The following is a 17,749-nucleotide window of genomic DNA, read 5'->3' as shown; positions in this document are numbered from 1 at the left end:
TACAAAAAATATAGATAAAATATAAAAATTAACAATTAGTTTATATTTTTTATTATAAATTTACTTGAAAATAAATAAAATTATATATATAATATATATATAAATAGAATAAATAACCCCTTTTTATTTATACGTATAACCTAACCCCAAGGGTTATACAAGTTATTTTATGTCGAATATAATTGTATATTATTGCAAGGAAAAAACCCATTGGTTACCCCCGATGGGTTTTTTCTTGCATAAAATTTATTTTTGGAAAACATATGTTTAAGAAGTTAAACAGAGTTCTTAGCTTCTTTGAAGGTTACTAACAGAATTCTTAGTATCAATTTATTTGATACTTAGAAGTCGTTGTCCTTTAGGGGAAATCGTTATCCAGGAACGTAGCAGCTCTTAACTCCAATTTTAAAAAAATGGGAGTATTAGAGCTGGTAGTTATCGGATAAATATAGAAATTATATAGCATATACTGTAAACTATATATAATATGTAAATATCTAATGTAAAAAACACATAACATTAATTTAATAGAGCAATAATAGTAAATAGGTATACTAATTATAACGGAGTTCTTAGCTTCAGCGGAAGTTTTAGAGATGGTTGGCATTATATAAAAAATAGTATGTATTAATAGGGTATATTACGTAAAGATAAGAGAAATATGAAAGGAAGTGCATTATGAATATAAGAGAAGTACTTATAAGCTTTATGAAAGAAAAAGCTTATAAACCAATGAGTTTAAAAGAGTTGTCTAAAATATTTGGTATAGGTAAAAAAGAATCTAAAGATTTTTCAAACCTATTAAATGAAATGGAGAAAGATGGAGAAATAATAAAAAATAGAGCAGAGCTATATGGTATTCCAGAGAGAATGGGTATACTTAAAGGGGTTTTTGCTGCTCACCAAAAGGGTTTTGGTTTTGTAATTGTAGAAGAAGATAGGCCAGATATATTTATCCCTGCTAGTAATGTAAATAGTGCCATGAACAATGATGTGGTGTTAGTTAAAGTATTAAAAGATGAAAATAACGGTAAGAAATCTGAAGGAGAAATTATCAGAATTGTTGAAAGAAAGAATAAAAAACTAGTTGGAACCTATGAAGATAGTAAAAACTTTGGATTCGTTGTACCAGATGATAAAAAGATAGGTCAAGACGTATTCATTTCTAAAAATGATAGAAATGGAGCAAAATCAGGTCAAATAGTAGTGGTAGAAATCACTAGCTGGCCAGAGAAAAGAAGAAATCCAGAAGGAAAGATCATTGAAATCCTAGGAGAAAAGGGAGATAAGGGAATAGATATCCTAACTATAATTAGAAAGCACAATCTTCCTGAAGAATTCCCATTACAGGTAGAGGAATATGCAGAAAGAATAGAAGATATGGTTCCTCAAAGTGAAATAGACAGAAGAAGAGATCTTAGAGATGTGACTATGGTTACCATAGATGGAGAAGATGCAAAGGACCTAGATGATGCTGTTTCAGTAGAAGTTCTGAAAAATGGAAACTTCAAGCTAGGAGTTCATATTGCAGACGTATCACACTATGTAAGAGAAAATAATGTCCTTGATAAGGAAGCCTTTAAAAGAGGTACCTCTGTATACCTAATTGATAGAGTTATTCCAATGCTACCTAGAAAACTATCCAATGGAGTATGTAGCTTAAATCCAAAGGTGGATAGACTTGCTCTTAGTTGCTTTATGGAAATTGATCCTACAGGAAAAGTAGTAGATCATGATATCTTTGAAAGTGTAATAAAAACTAATGAAAGAATGACCTACACTGATGTAACTAAGATTCTTAGAGATGAAGATGCTGAAACTATAGAAAAATTTAAACACCTTCATGAAGACTTTAAGAACATGGGTAAATTATTTGAACTCTTAAATAAAAAGAGATTATCAAGAGGTGCCATTGACTTTGACTTTGAAGAATGTAAAATAATCCTAGATGACACTGGTAAACCAATAGATATCCTACCTCGTGAAAGAGCCATTGCCAATAGAATAATAGAAGAATTTATGCTAATCTGTAATGAAACTGTAGCAGAGCACTTCTTCTGGCTTAATGCACCATTTGTTTATAGAGTTCACGAAGACCCAGATATGGAGAAGTTGTTACACTTTAGCGAATTCGTATATAACCTAGGATATCATGTAAGATTTAAAGAAGATGAGATTCATCCAAGGGAGCTTCAAAAGATTCTAGAAAAGGTTAAAGGCAAGAAGGAAGAAACGGTAGTTAGTACCTTACTTTTAAGATCTATGATGAAGGCAAAATATTCCCATTTATGTGTAGGACACTTTGGTCTTGCTGCTAAATACTATTGTCACTTCACATCTCCAATAAGAAGATATCCTGACCTAGTAATTCATAGAATTATAAAGGAAATGATAAACGAAGGATTAAATTCTAAGAGAGAGAAGAGATTAAGAACCTTTGTAATAGATGCTTCTAAACAATCCTCTGACACAGAAAGAATGGCTGTGGATGCAGAACGAGAAGTAGATGACTTAAAGAAAGCTGAATACATGATGGATAAGATTGGAGAAGAATTCGAAGGAATCATATCCTCTGTAACTAGCTTTGGTATGTTCGTTGAACTTCCTAACACCATAGAAGGTTTAGTTCATATTAGTGAGCTTCATGATGACTACTATATCTATGATGAAAAGCATCTAGCTTTAGTTGGTGAGAGAACTAAGAATATCTACAGACTAGGAGATGAAGTTAAGGTAGTTTGCTCTAAGGTTGACATAGACGCTCACGACATTTACTTTGAAATAGTTAAACCACAAGTAGAAGAAGAGGTAGAAGAAATGTCCTTAGATATTGATGATTTAATTTTCGGAGAGTAAAATATAGTTAAAAAGTAAACTATGAAAAATATTAGTAAAATAAATTTTTTATAGAAAAAAATCATAAGGATAAAAATTTAACATTATATAAGAAGAGATAAAATTTTGTTTATTAAATTAAATATGATTTTATCTCTTCTTTTTTATGTAATTTGCTATAAATTAAGGGAAATAAATAAAAATATAGGATAATTTTACATGAAAGAGTGGGAAAATCAAAAAAAGATTGTTAAAAAGTTAAACAAATCAGATAAATTTTTAACAAAGTACTAGTATTTTTAGAAAAAGGTGGTATACTAAAATTATAAATGTTAAATAAATAACAAAATTTAAAGTTTATATTAGGGAGGTTCATATTATGGCACGTTTTACATTACCAAGAGATATATATCATGGAGAAGGAGCGTTAGAAACTCTGAAAACTTTAAAAGGGAAGAGAGCTTTCGTAGTTGTTGGTGGCGGATCTATGAAGAGATTCGGATTCTTGCAAAAGGTTGAAGACTACCTAAAAGAAGCAGGTATGGAAGTTGAATTATTTGAAGGGGTAGAACCAGACCCATCAGTAGAAACAGTTATGAAAGGTGCAGAAGCTATGAGAAGCTTTGAGCCAGATTGGATAGTTTCTATAGGTGGAGGATCTCCAATAGATGCAGCAAAAGCAATGTGGATATTCTACGAATACCCAGAATTTACTTTTGAACAAGCAGTTATTCCATTTGGACTACCAGAATTAAGACAAAAAGCAAAATTCGTTGCAATACCATCAACTAGTGGTACAGCTACAGAAGTTACAGCATTCTCTGTAATTACTGATTACAAAGCTAAAATTAAATATCCATTAGCTGATTTCAATATAACACCAGATATAGCAATAATAGATCCAGCACTTGCACAAACAATGCCTAAGACTCTAGTTGCTCATACTGGAATGGATGCTTTAACTCATGCTATAGAAGCATACACAGCATCACTAAGATCAAACTTTTCAGATCCATTAGCATTAAAAGCAATTGAAATGGTAAAAGAACACTTAATAGATTCTTATAATGGATGTGAAAAATCAAGAAACTTAATGCACGAGGCTCAATGCCTTGCAGGAATGGCATTCTCAAATGCACTACTAGGAATAGTTCACTCCATGGCTCATAAAACAGGAGCAGTATTCCACATTCCTCATGGATGTGCAAATGCAATCTTCCTTCCATATGTAATTCAGTACAACAGAACTAAATGTGAAGATAGATATGCAGACATAGCTAGAATGTTAAAATTAAATGGAAATACAGATTCAGAATTAACTGATTCATTAATAGAAATGATCAATGACTTAAATACAAAACTAAGTATTCCTCACTCAATGAAGGAATACGGTGTTACCGAAGAAGACTTCAAAGCAAATCTTGAGTTCATAGCTCACAATGCAGTACTTGATGCATGCACAGGCTCAAACCCAAGAGAGATAGACGACAAAACAATGGAAAGACTATTTGAATGCACTTACTATGGTAACAAAGTAGAATTCTAAGTAAGAGTCTAAATCTTTGATTTAGTTACTCGAACTTACTCATTTGAACGAAGTGAGAAGGAGTTTCCTCTCGAGCAAAGCGAGAAAATAAATCTTTGATTTGTCATTGCAACATGGTAAAAAGGGGTTTAATTGCAATAGAGGGAGACAATAATTAATTTTAGTTAGTGGAAGAAACTCCACTGAAAAGTGGAGTTTCTTATATTATGTTATTAATTCTGTTGAACTAAGGTACAGCAGATTTAAAAAATATCCTTATATAATTCATCAAATCAAATCAAATCAACTTGGAAGAGCTGTCTCAAAGTAGAGTTTAAAAAAATTCTACCGTGAGACAGCTCTTCTAAGTTCTACTCCAAATCTTTGAGGAAATCCCTGAAACCCCCACAGCGCCAACAACTAGTTAAATAGTTTCCTAGTTATATAGTTATATAGGTAAATAGTTTCCTATATAAAAATAGAGCTATTTAAAAAGTTTTCTATATAAATATTTTAAATTTTATATAGTTAAAATGTAGGTGTTCCCTATGAGGCTTAGATGCAGTTATATCAATGGCTTTAGCTAGGGAAGAACATAAACAGAGTTCTTTGCTTCAGAGGGAGTTTTTACTCCCTCTGAAGGTTAGAAATCGTTATCCAGGGACGTACCAGCTCTTTAATCCCATTTTAAAGAAGATGGGAGTATTAGAGCTGGTAGTCATCGGATAAAAACATAAAAACATAAAAACATGGGAATTGGAGAAATTGAATTAATATGAAAATTATTTTTATATGTCTATAACATTTTAAAGAATTAAAATTCATATATTTCAAGGTTAATAATTACAAGATTTATAATTTAGGTTATAATAAAAATAGGTTATACTATACAATACATTTTAAATTTAGTAAAATCACATGTATAATGAGAAAATTATATATTAATCATAAAAGTAGGTGAAAACATGGCAAAGAAATTAGGAACTAAAACATTAGTAGAAAATAGAAAAGCAAGACACGATTACTTCATAGAAGAAGCTATGGAAGCAGGAATAGTACTTGTAGGAACAGAAGTTAAATCTATAAGAGCTGGAAAAGCAAACCTTAGAGATAGCTATGCAGATGTATACAATGGAGAAGTCTTCGTAAAAAATATGCACATAAGCCCTTATGAGCAAGGAAACATATTTAACAAAGATCCTCTAAGAGTAAGAAAGCTACTTCTTCACAAAGGAGAAATAGATAAACTTTTAGGATTCACAGCTCAAAAGGGGTACACTCTAATACCACTTAGCTTATATCTTAAAGACGGTAAAGTAAAAGTTAACCTTGGGGTATGTAGAGGTAAAAAAGATTATGATAAGAGAGATGTAATGCTAGAAAAAGCAGCTAAGAGAGATATAGACAGACAAATGAAAGAGAAATATAGGTAAAAGGGGCTTTCGCAAAAAAGCTAATCTAAATAAATATTAAATAAGCACTTATATTATTAACCCTCAGCCCTTTAACTACTCAATGGAACGAATATAAGCAGGAGTTTCCTTTGCACAATAGAATTTTGCTATGAAGTATGGGAAGTTTAAATAGGGGGAGGGGTAAGGGATGAAAAGAATAATTACCATTCAACATACTCAATCAGTGCATCATACCAATGGGATGATTGGTTCATGGACAGATTGGGATTTAACTAACCTAGGAAAAGAACAGGCAAATAACATTGGGATAAAACTTAAGGAAGAACTTTCAAAAGATAATGTCTATGTTATGTATTCTTCAGACTTAAAAAGAGCAAAACAGACTGCTGAAATTGTAGCAAAACATTTAAACTTAGAACCCGTTATTAATGAAGCTCTAAGGGAACGTAACCTTGGTTCTGCTGTAGGCAAAAGTGTACAATGGCTTAGAGAAAATCAAACAGCATGGGAAAAGACAATTGATGATAGATGTGTACCAGATGCTGAATCTAGAAGAGAAACTTGGAAGCGTCTAGAGCCTTTCTACAATGATATAATGAGCAGTGAGGATAAGAATATACTTATTGTTTCCCATGGGGATACATTAAGTATTTTCAACGCTATGTGGTTAGGACTTAAGCCAGATGATCTTAATAACTGTGATTTATTTGGATTTGCAGGTGGAGTTTCTCATTTTATAGAAGATGACAATGGAAAACATATCATAAAGAGACTAAGCGACATGTCTTATATAAAATAGTTTGAGCTACCTATATAGGATAAAATAAACTTATATTTGGTGTGAAAGTATCATTAAAAGTGGTACTTTTTTTACATATATAGATTTGCCAAATACCATATGTAGAATCTAAAGGAAATATGTCCATAAACACTATAAAATTTTTTACAAAACTTTACTTGCTATAAGGATTGATATTGTTTATAATGAATATACGTGGTAATCACTAATAATTACCACTACCTAACATGGGGGCGTACTGGTTTCGACGGGGGTACGTGACATATAGGAAGCGAGTAGAGGGAACTCATGGGCCCGCTTTAAAAAACTATGGGATTAAAGATAAACGCAGAAGACAATTTTGCATTAGCAGCTTAATATAGCCGCTCGTCCTACCTTTGAGTCCCACGGCTTAGGATAGGGCGCCGATTAGTGGGGAACCGAGCCATGGAAAGCTTTGACCATGGAACGGAATTTATGAAGCTACTGAAGTAGAAACCCGGTCTCTAGGGGTTCTATAGAGGGAATGTTAAAATAGAGACTGCACTCGGAGATGCTTATGTGGAATGGCTTTCGGACAGGGGTTCGATTCAAAAGAGTCGCCTTAGAGAGTAATTTCTAAGTGAAAACTTGGCTTTATCGGTGAAACCGTAACAGATGATGCTGACGGCAATACCGAGTGGTATGTGAAGAAATTCAACAGCCGTGTATCGACTTATAGGTTCCTAAGGAGCAATCTATGGAATACTAGGATAGAAGATGTCAAACTAAACTATGCTTCTATAATACGCCAAGTGTCCTATACAATGTTTAACTTTAAAAGAAAATATTATAAGAGGATGAAAATATAGTCAGTACCTGCAGAGATGTAGGATGTATATGTCCCCTCGCCTCCACCATGAAACCCTCGACAGAAATAGTCGAGGGTATTTTTTATATATAATATTAGCCTATATATTCAAACAAATACTCTTTTGTTCTTATTTTTAATTAAATTTAGTATTAAAAATAGAAAATTGTAATTCAATAAGTGGTGAAACTTTTGCTATAATTTTTTATTTAGCTTACTTATTGCAGAGGATACTATAGATTATGGGATATTTATAAAGCGTTACATAATTAACCAAAAAAGAAATTAAGGGAAGCATGATAAGAATTATGCAAAGTGGAAAGATGGTTCTGTATAAACCTTATATGTATATTTAGTATAGCTTTGATCACTCAATAAAAACATACTTAGGTATTGCTTACTAAAATATGGTTTTTATTGAATTTATAAAAGTACTAATATTTGACTTTCTTATTAAGCTATTTTTTCAGATAAAGATGTTTATTACAGTGTTTAATTGATGAAGTAGAGAAATAATGATATACTAAAAATTGATTTATTGTGTAATTTTTTTAATAAAATGGATATTTGGAGAATGCGAGTATGAGTAGTATTATGGATACAATTGCATCGGAAACAAATGGGAAAAGTTTCAAAACATTTAAGTATGGATTTGAGGGTATAGATGTCCCAACTTTTGACTATGATGACAATAAGGAAATAACTTGGGAAAAATTCGGTGAAACAGCACCGCCTATTAGTTCATTGAATATGAAGCCCCACGCTGATCGTATAGTAAGGGAAAAACCATGTTTTTCATATTTTTTAGATGGTTCTCGTAGAACTTTTAAGGTAGATGATATTGCGTATAAAAATCAAGTGTTTCCAGTCATAGCTGGACAAGTTGGGGTTGGATGTTGTATGAGAATTAATAAAGAAATGAAGCCATTTGATTTTGAAAGGAGATTAGTAATAACGCTCCCAAAAGTTGCAAACCAGGAGGATTGGCGGAAGAAGGAGATGTTTTTTACTAATTTAAAGAAAAAAGTCAATGCGAATTCAAGATTACAAGTTGATGGGCTAGAGTTTACAGATATTTTGTCATACCAATGTAGAAAAGAAGAAGGAGAAAAATTAGAGAGTAAAGGAATTGCAGTTATTCAGGACCTAATGATAAGTTGTGAAGTTAATATGGTTAGTAAGTTGGTTGCTAATGGCAAAATTAATTATGAAAACTATTTATTAAAAGATGGTTCTTTAGAGTATAAAGTAGACCATTTAAAAAGTGATAGGGAAATACGTAAATTTAAAAGCAATTTTAGATGGGTAGTTGGAGCTTCAAAATCGTTTAATCCAGAGAATTGTAAAGATAAAAGAGGAAAAAATAATTCTAACGTTATTGCAGATTTACCATTGTTTCATAGAACTCCAGTTAACATGTATAGTTCACCACGTTTAGATGGAATGAAATATGCAATTTGGTATGTTAGGATTAGAGAGAAAAAGTATACAACAAATGCATTTGATGGTGTATTAAAAATAGAAAAAATACTTGTTACTGATAATCAAATAAAAAATGGTTTAGATACAGATGAGGTTGATTTAATTACATCTAATATAGTTAATGAAAGAAACCCAGTATGTTATGGTTCGGACTTTAGATGGGCTAATCATCTATACCCAGTGTATGTAACAGAAAGATTTGCTAAAAGTAAGTATTTGAGTAATACTATGTTTTTAAATTTATTTTAGACTGGAGGAACTATTTATGGGGAAAGTTATTGGGAAAATTATTGCTACAGAAAAGTTTCCATCAACTATTGATGATTTCTATTTTTGGACTAAGCAGGAAATGATTCTTAATCCATTCGATGTGGTGAAAGTTAATCATATTAGGAATAGTATATCATATGGTGTTGTAGAAGAAATATCACATATTACAGATACAGCTAATTTTTTATCTGATTATATATCAAATGATTTTGGTGATGTAGATTCAATAGATAACACACACAGAATAGGTATGAACTATGTCAAAGTAAAGGTTATTGGTAATTCAGAAAATATTTATATTCCGCTGATAAATAATACACAGGTGCAATTAGCAAATGAAGATGAAGTGGCGGAGGCATTAGGATTGAAGAATGTGAAAAATCCTGTTACTTGTGGGTATTTAGAAATGTATAATGGTACAAGTGATTCAGACAGAGTAACATTACCAGTTAAAATGGATTCAAGATTTTTAATCGGTCCTGAAGGTGCTCACCTAAATATTTCTGGCATTTCTGGACTTGCGGCCAAAACATCATATTCTATGTTTTTGTTAAAAGCTATTCAAGATAAATGTATAAATGATAAATCAGAAGAAGATATCGCTTTTGTGTTATTTAATGTAAAGGGAAAAGATTTATTAGCATTAGATGAATTCAATGATTTTGAAGATGAAGATGAAAAAATAGCAACCTTTGAATTATATAAAAGACTTGAAATGACTCCAGAACCATTTAAAAATGTAAAGTACTATTATCCATATTCATGTAATAAGATGGGGAATACATATCTATCTAAGGATTCTTTGGAAGATCAAAAACGCTTAAATAAGGCTTTAATGTATAAATATTCATATGAAGATGATAAAGATAATTTGGATTTAATGTTTGCAAGTTTAGATGATCCAACACAGTCTATGGACTCTATTTTGAATTATATTATTTCAAATCAAGGGGGATTTGGTAGACTAGATGATTGGGATGACTTTTTAGAAGAAGTTCAAGAGAAATGCAAAGCGGGGACACAGGGAGATAAGGAAATTACAGTAGCTAGTTGGAGAAAGTTTAATCGTATTGTCCGTAAATCAATATATAACAATGAAATTTTCGGTACAGTGCATGGGCAAGATGAAATTAGAATGGGTGAAGCATTGAAATATATTAAGAAAAATGAAGTTCATGTTATAGATATCGCTAAACTAAACGAAGAAATGCAAGGCTTTGTTTTTGGAAATACAATTAGGACAATATATGACCTACAGTTGGGGCAGTTTAATGAAGAAGATAATGTTAACCCACCAAAGAAAATAGTTATATTTATAGATGAATTAAATAAATATGCTTCTCAAGATACACCAAAAAGTTCACCAATATTGCGCCAGATATTAGATATTGCTGAAAGAGGACGTTCATTAGGAATTATTTTGTTTTCAGCAGAACAATTTAGAAGTGCTATTCACTCAAGAGTAACTGGAAACTGTTCTACACATGCATATGGCAGAACCAACGCAATTGAAATTGCAAAATCAGATTACAAATATGTACCACAGGTATATAAAAATATGATGACTCGTTTAAAGCAAGGAGAATATATTGTACAAAATCCAGTGTTTAGGTCATTGTTAAATATTAAATTTCCAAAACCTATTTATAAGCAATATAAACAATAGGAGGGGTGAGCTATGGCGGAAATAGGAAAAAATGTAATTGAAAATTTAACAACAGCAATGTATGAAAATAGTTATATTATATATCGTGAATACATACAAAATGCTGCTGATTCAATTGATAAGGCAATTTCAAAAGGTATTATAACTAAAGATGAGGCATGTATTGATATTAATATTGAATATAGTAAACGTAAAATTTGTATATATGATAATGCATTCGGGCTTGGAAAGCATAAATTTAAGAAAACTTTATCTAATATAGCTGATTCAGATAAAGATAGAAATGAAGATAAAGGTTTTAGAGGGATAGGTAGATTAGGCGGTCTTGCATATTGTGATAAATTGATATTTACATCTTCTATTATTGGTGAAGACATAAAATCAATTATGACGTGGGATGCTAAATTATTAAGAGAAGTGATTAATGACACTAGTCAAAGACCATCTGCCTCAGAATTAGTTGACATGGTAATAACATGTACAGAAGAAAAATGTGACAATGAGTCACATTTCTTTGAAGTAGTATTGGATGGTGTTATTAATGAAAGTAATGAATTGTTAGACGAAGAAAGAGTATGTGAATATCTAGAAGCGGTTGCACCAGTTCCATATGCCAATTCTTTTATTTATCGATCTAAAATATATGAATATTCGAAAAATGAAGGATTAGTTATTGATGAATATCGTATAGATGTAAATGGAAATCAGTTATTTAAGCCATATGCTAATAGGTTATATGAAGGTACACTAGACAATAAAACAATGTATGATGAAGTAAGTGACTTAGATTTCAAAAAATTTGTTTCAAAAAGGGGAGAACTTTTAGGCTGGATGTGGTTTGCAGTCACTAAGTATGAAAAGCAAATTCCTATTATTAATAAAATGAGGGGAATCCGAATCAGAAAAGAAAATATTCAGGTGGGAAATGAGGAAACTTTATCATATCCTAAGTTTTTTAAAGAACCTCGAGGGAATTTTTATTTCATTGGTGAATTAATTGCCGTTCATAATGAATTAATTCCCAATGCTAGACGAGATTACTTTAATACAAATGCTATATTGAGGGAATTTGAGGATGAAATAAGTCCAATTTTGTATTCTGATTTCTATAGGATATATCATTATGCAAGTAAAGTAAAAAGTTCTTTTAAGAGAAAAGCAGGATATGTGAAGAAAGAACAAGATTTTCAGGAGAAGGAAAAAAAAGCTAGTTTTATTAATGCAAAGTCAAAAGAGTCTGCACAAAAAGAACTAGAGACCGAAAAAGAAAAGGTAATAAAGGCAAATCGTGAATTAGAATTGCGAAAAAAAGATGCAGAAGCAAATAAAGTTTTTGAAAGAGTTTATAAAGAGCTAGAAAATCAATATAGTGTAAAAGAAGAAAATAAAGAAAAAAAATCTACAGCATTATATGAGGATAATACAAATAAAAAAAATAAAAAATATATGTCACAATCATTATCGCAATATAGTAGAAAAGAACAAAAATTAATAAGTAAAATATATTCTATAATTATAGCAATGTTACCAAAAGATATGGCAGAGATGGTTGTGGCTAAGATACAGGAAGAACTAAGCAAATGAGAAGAAATATATTACTAATTGAACCTAATTATAAAAACAAATATCCACCAATGGGATTAATGAAAATTTCAACTTATTATAAGATGTTGGGAGATAATGTAACCTTTTTTAAAGGAAATTTAATAGATCTAGTTTTAAATGATACATATGAATCCTTATTAAAACAATTATACGCTAATGATAAAAATATATTCTGGGAGAAATACAAATTACAAATTTGTAATTATATAAGAAGAGGAAATAAGGATTCTTTTAAGGAGATACCGTTAGTTAAAGAAAATCCTATTATTGCTGAATTATTAAAGTATTATAGAAAATATTTCTATAACAAGGAGTATTTTTTGCCACAGAATAGAAAGTGGGATAGAGTATATATAACTACATTATTTACATTTTATTGGGATATTACAATTGAAACTATTAATTTTGCTAAACAATTGTGTAAATCCGAAAAAGATATAATGATTGGCGGGGTTATGGCATCTATTTTACCAGATAGAGTAGAAGAGGCAACTGGTATTAGACCATACGTAGGAACATTAAGTACACCTAGAGTATTGGATGATAATGATATAATCATTGATACTTTACCTTTAGATTATTCTATTTTAGAAGAGATAGAATATCAATATCCAGCTAGTAATGCTTATTATGGGTATATGACACGCGGTTGTGTTAACAAATGTAAATTTTGTGCTGTACCTAAATTAGAACCAGAATATAAAAGGTATATTCCTATTTCTGAGCAAATTAAAATGACCAATGAACGATTTGGTGAAAAGAAAGACTTACTTCTTTTAGATAATAATGTTTTAGCATCCTGCGAATTTAATCAAATAATTGATGAAATGCAAAAAGCAGGGTTTACTAAAAATAATCTTTTTACTCCACCAAATATGTTTGAAATTGCTATTAAGAATTTAAGAGATGGATATAATGATAAAGGATATATTCGAGCTATTGTTAAACAATATAGGTTACTTTTAGATAAATATGGAGTTGAGAAGATGCAACCTATCTATGACTTGTTAGAGGAAAAGGGTGTGTTGGAATTTTATACTGCAAAGAAGAGTACGATACTTGAAACTTATGATGAAGTAAAAGATTTGTTTAAACAATTTTATAACAGAAAACCAAGAAAAAGATTTGTAGATTTTAATCAAGGAATTGATGCAAGACTGATAAATGATGAAAATATGGAGAAATTATTTGAAATTCCTATTCGTCCAGTAAGAATAGCTTTTGATAGTTGGAAGCTTCATGAAATTTATGAAAAGGCAGTAAGAACTGCAATTAAGCATGGGCATAAAGACTTATCTAATTATATTTTATATAATTTCGAAGATACTCCAGTAGAGTTATATAAAAGATTGCGGTTAAATGTTGATCTTTGCGAAGAGCTTGGAGCAAGTATTTATTCATTCCCAATGAAATATCATCCGATAGAAGATCCAGATTATTTTAGTAATAGAGATTATATAGGAAAGCATTGGAACAGAAAATTTATTAGAACTATACAGGCAATATTGAATTCTACTAAAGGAAAAGTTGGAAAAGGATATAATTTTTTTTGTAAGGCATTTGGAAAAGATGAGAAAGAATTTGAAAAACTATTGTATATGCCAGAGACTATGATAATATATAGATTATATTTTGAAGAAAATGGATTGGTAGATAAGTGGTGGGAATGCTTTACAAATCTATCAAATGACAAATTAGAAGTAGTAAAACCAATGATTTGGAAAAATGATTTTACAAAAATTGAACAATTAACAGATGATAATGAGTTATTAGAATTACTTAATTATTATACTATTAAGCGTAAAGATGTAGAAATACGAATGAATAAATAATTAATTTAAAATACACGTGTATATTCTAATTTTTTTGCATTTCGTAACTGCAATAATAAATGAACTCATACAAGAAGAGTTTAAGGTTAAGATGGAGGAACTAAAGGAAAATCAATTAGTTACTAAAGTTACAGAAGAGGATATAAGAGATCTTTTAACTAGATTTAGGGAGTATGTAGTAACTAAGAACATTCCAGAGTGTAAAAATTTCATATAGGACTTTGTTAAAGAAGTTGTAGTATATAATACCCACGTTGAAGTAGTGTTCAACGTGGGTATTAATTTTATTAAAGAAAATTAATACTGTTATAAGAAAAAGTAGAAAGAGTATATTAAGAATTTATATGATAGAAACTTTATAATGAAATCATAATATACTATATAATAGATAATATTGAAAAAGAATTGGATATATGTATAGAGTAATATATAATTAAATTAGGAGGGGATTTTATGGAGAAAAATGTTTTTGATTTAGGAGAAGTTTTAATTGATTATGAAATTCAAAAGTTACTTAATTATATAGAAAGAAATTCAAAGGTTACAGAAGTTGAAGTTAGTATTGAAAGAAAAATATTAAGTGTAGCGAGAAACTATGATAATGGTGTATATGAAAAATGTGAGTATATGAACCCAAATGATGCATATGATTGTATCAGATATATTTGTGAATTTGAAGGAAAAGAGTCTATAATACAATATATAGATGAAATAGAATATGAAATGGATAAAATGACACAAGGGGATTGTTATAATAAAATTTTGATGGAAAAGTATATGAAAAATATGGTTAAATTTTTAAATAATAAAAGTCTAAAAGAGTCTGAATTTAAAAAGTGTGGGAGAGAATATGAATTGTTTAATTTCTAATAAATTAATAACCTTAAAAGAACAAATTGATGTTTTGATAATAAAATTTAAAGAATTAAGATTAATGAGCTATCCAGATAGTAATATAGAGATAGTTATTAATCATATGTCAGATATAGCTAATAAATTAGATGAAAGATTAAGTTATTATAATGAGAATGGTATTAATAATTTTGAATTAAAATTAATATCTAAAGTAATACAAGCCTTTTATAGTAGGGTTGGTTATATTGCAAAATGCGATGTTAAGAATCATCCAAGGGAAATAATGATTCCAATTAAAGAACTTTTAGATAATACAGAAAAAGATCATATTTTCATAACTGAACCTCAGTGGGAGTTAAACTATTCTGTAGGATTACTAATGGATAAAAATTTCAAAGAAGCATTAAAAAAATGTGGAATAATATTAGAAGAAGATATTAATATTATTAAATTAGCATTTCCAAAGCTACATCAGGATAATATATTGGGTGGTGCTATAATGGCACATGAGTTAGGACATTATTTTGATTTACACTACTCATTAGAATTATCTGAAAAAATAATAGTAAAAATAATTAATAATATTGATTTAGATAAGTATATTAGTAATATTTATTCCCACATGAAAGAATATACGAAAAATTTGAGCGAAATGAAAAGAATATTAAAATCTAATATTCCAAACATAATTTTGAGAAGTTGGATACAGGAAACTGTTGCAGATATTTTAGGTATTACATTTTATGGGTTAGCAAGCTTTTTTGCAAGTGAGAATATAAGTATTTATTATAGTGATATTAATAAAAGTCAGTCACAATTTCTGCAACGGTTTTCAATTACACATCCTAGAGATAGTTTTAGAAACTATGTAAGAATATCAACATTATCTAAACTTGGATATTTAAAAAAGATTGACAAGAAAATATTACATAAATTAGAAGAATATGAAAAACAATGGGAGGAATCTATTACAGAACCATTTAGAGCTACAAGTTGTCAAGTAAATGAGGTTATTAATCTTATTGTTAATAATAGATACCTATTAAATTTAGAGAATGATATAAAATCTAATTTAGATTGGATAATAGATTTTGTTTTAAAGGAAATTGGTAGTGTTTCTGAATCATTAATATATAAAAGTGATGAATTTATTAAAGATATTGATTCTTTAGTTGAAAAAATAAAGCTAATAATACCTCCTAATGAAATTGATGGAGTTCCAGTTAATTCAGTAAGCATAATAAATTCGGGATGGGTTTCATATATTTTAAATTCTGAAGACATAAAAAATACTATGGGAAGTTGCAATGGAAGTAGTAAGGAAATTGATGTTAAAAATCTGATAAACAGTCTTATAAAAAAAGCAACTCTAACATCTAATATTCATAGGAGGTGGATTAATGCCATTAGTTAGTAAAGAAAAAATTAATAGTTTATTAAAAGAGAAAAAGTTAATAATTACACCTATTTTAGATGAAGAGCAAATCGGAGAATCGAGTGTAGATTTAAGAATAGGCAATATATTTAAAATGTCTAGACAAACAAGAGAACCTTATATTGATGTAAATAATAATGATATAGAGAGGTTCTTTGATACTACATATAGAGATTTTGGGCAAGATTTTATTATTTATCCTAATCAACTAGTATTAGCAAGTACTTTTGAGTTTGTAAAGCTACCTAATAATATTATGAGCCATGTCTACACAAGATCATCAATAAATAGATTAGGAATAAATATTGCATCAATAGTGCAGCCAGGATATTCAGGTACTTTAACGTTAGAATTAAGGAACAATGGACATAATGCAATAAAGTTAAAAGCAGGGATGAGAGTGGTACAATTAGTATTATTTGATGTTGAAAATAGTGAATTTACTCCCTATTTCAATATTCGAGATGCAAAATATATAGCAAATACAGAGCCCAAAATATCTAATATATATAATGATAAAGATTTAGAAATTTTAAGTAGACTATAATAAGTCGAGGGTAGTAATAGTTACCCATCGCCTCCACCAGTAACAAATAGCTACATCAACTTAATCTGATGTAGCTATTTTACATTAATAAATTCCTCGTAAAACATCTCTTTTTTAGCAAGCTGTTCATCTGTATATCTACCATTTCTAGGGGTAAGAGCTTTATATTGTGTTATTATCATTTCTGCACGTTTTCTTTTAGATTCTATAATTAAGTAAGGGTAAATATCTTCTAGTAATTTAATAGCATTATTCTGTTTAATTACAAATGAATATGATAATTTATGTTTTTCAGGGTTATAATTTTTTTTCTTTATTATTACTCCATATCCAATAGTGTCTTTTAGCCAAGTTAATAATTCTATGGTAGTGGAGGCTATTGATACGCAAGGAGCAGGATATTGATTTGTATGAAATCGCTGTAACATAATACTTCCTTCTCCATCAATTATTCCAGCTACATAGGCTTTTTCTATTTCTGTCATTTAACCACCTCTATAGATAGTATTTACTGGTTTTTCAATATTATCAGAAATAAATCAGATAAGGTAATAATCTTTATGGTAATAAATCATTAAGTACATATGCAAAGTAATATACTGTAAATTATACAATGAAATGCATACTATTTATATACTAAATTAACCAAATACT

13 protein-coding genes and 1 other RNA gene are annotated in these 17,749 nt (G+C 29.6%); 13 read left to right on the top strand and 1 reads right to left on the bottom strand.

The window, feature by feature from the left end; translation table 11 throughout:
• Positions 1–678: 678 nt before the first annotated feature.
• The 13 genes from rnr to dcd all read left to right on the top strand — a co-directional run bounded on the left by rnr (position 679) and on the right by dcd (position 17,095).
• Complete coding sequence (rnr, locus tag B3J31_RS02330) at positions 679–2,856, top strand: ribonuclease R (protein ID WP_346866826.1); 2,178 nt, start codon at positions 679–681, stop codon at positions 2,854–2,856.
• Between the two features lie 358 nt (positions 2,857–3,214).
• Positions 3,215–4,381, top strand: a complete 1,167-nt coding sequence (locus B3J31_RS02325; RefSeq protein WP_346866827.1) for an iron-containing alcohol dehydrogenase — start codon at positions 3,215–3,217, stop codon at positions 4,379–4,381.
• Positions 4,382–5,325: 944 nt separating this feature from the next.
• Entirely contained in the window at positions 5,326–5,793 is a 468-nt protein-coding gene (gene smpB / locus B3J31_RS02320) for an SsrA-binding protein SmpB (protein WP_035131317.1), read from the top strand.
• Positions 5,794–5,962: 169 nt separating this feature from the next.
• Positions 5,963–6,574 (top strand): histidine phosphatase family protein, encoded by a 612-nt coding sequence (locus tag B3J31_RS02315; protein ID WP_346866828.1) that lies wholly within the window; start codon positions 5,963–5,965, stop codon positions 6,572–6,574.
• Positions 6,575–6,811: 237 nt separating this feature from the next.
• Positions 6,812–7,146: a transfer-messenger RNA gene (ssrA, locus tag B3J31_RS02310) on the top strand.
• Between the two features lie 839 nt (positions 7,147–7,985).
• Positions 7,986–9,134 carry a hypothetical protein gene (locus B3J31_RS02305; RefSeq protein WP_346866829.1) on the top strand — a complete coding sequence of 383 codons (1,149 nt, stop codon included), beginning with the start codon at positions 7,986–7,988 and terminating at the stop codon, positions 9,132–9,134.
• Between the two features lie 16 nt (positions 9,135–9,150).
• The gene (locus B3J31_RS02300) at positions 9,151–10,821 is read left to right on the top strand and encodes an ATP-binding protein (protein WP_346866830.1); all 1,671 of its coding nucleotides are present in this window, start codon (positions 9,151–9,153) and stop codon (positions 10,819–10,821) included.
• A gap of 12 nt (positions 10,822–10,833) precedes the next feature.
• Positions 10,834–12,405, top strand: coding sequence for an ATP-binding protein (locus B3J31_RS02295; RefSeq protein WP_346866831.1), 1,572 nt, complete (start codon positions 10,834–10,836; stop codon positions 12,403–12,405).
• Entirely contained in the window at positions 12,402–14,258 is a 1,857-nt protein-coding gene (locus B3J31_RS02290) for a hypothetical protein (RefSeq protein WP_346866832.1), read from the top strand. Before B3J31_RS02295 ends, B3J31_RS02290 begins: the two co-directional genes overlap by 4 nt.
• Before the next feature lie 34 nt (positions 14,259–14,292).
• The gene (locus B3J31_RS02285; protein ID WP_346873565.1) at positions 14,293–14,475 is read left to right on the top strand and encodes a hypothetical protein; all 183 of its coding nucleotides are present in this window, start codon (positions 14,293–14,295) and stop codon (positions 14,473–14,475) included.
• A gap of 236 nt (positions 14,476–14,711) precedes the next feature.
• A complete protein-coding gene (locus B3J31_RS02280) occupies positions 14,712–15,128 on the top strand; it encodes a hypothetical protein (RefSeq protein WP_346866834.1) in 417 nt (138 codons plus the stop codon).
• Positions 15,109–16,527 (top strand): hypothetical protein, encoded by a 1,419-nt coding sequence (locus tag B3J31_RS02275; RefSeq protein ID WP_346866835.1) that lies wholly within the window; start codon positions 15,109–15,111, stop codon positions 16,525–16,527. The genes B3J31_RS02280 and B3J31_RS02275 overlap by 20 nt, the downstream gene beginning before the upstream one ends.
• Positions 16,514–17,095 (top strand): dCTP deaminase, encoded by a 582-nt coding sequence (dcd, locus tag B3J31_RS02270; protein WP_346866836.1) that lies wholly within the window; start codon positions 16,514–16,516, stop codon positions 17,093–17,095. The genes B3J31_RS02275 and dcd overlap by 14 nt, the downstream gene beginning before the upstream one ends.
• Positions 17,096–17,169: 74 nt before the next feature.
• On the opposite strand, the gene B3J31_RS02265 is transcribed toward dcd, so the two are convergent.
• Complete coding sequence (locus B3J31_RS02265; RefSeq protein ID WP_346866837.1) at positions 17,170–17,580, bottom strand: hypothetical protein; 411 nt, start codon at positions 17,578–17,580, stop codon at positions 17,170–17,172.
• Positions 17,581–17,749 lie beyond the last annotated feature (169 nt).

The sequence above is a fragment of the Clostridium sp. UBA5988 genome (assembly GCF_002435615.1).
Classification (GTDB): domain Bacteria; phylum Bacillota; class Clostridia; order Clostridiales; family Clostridiaceae; genus Clostridium_J; species Clostridium_J sulfidigenes.
This window is presented reverse-complemented; position numbering and strand designations above follow the sequence as displayed.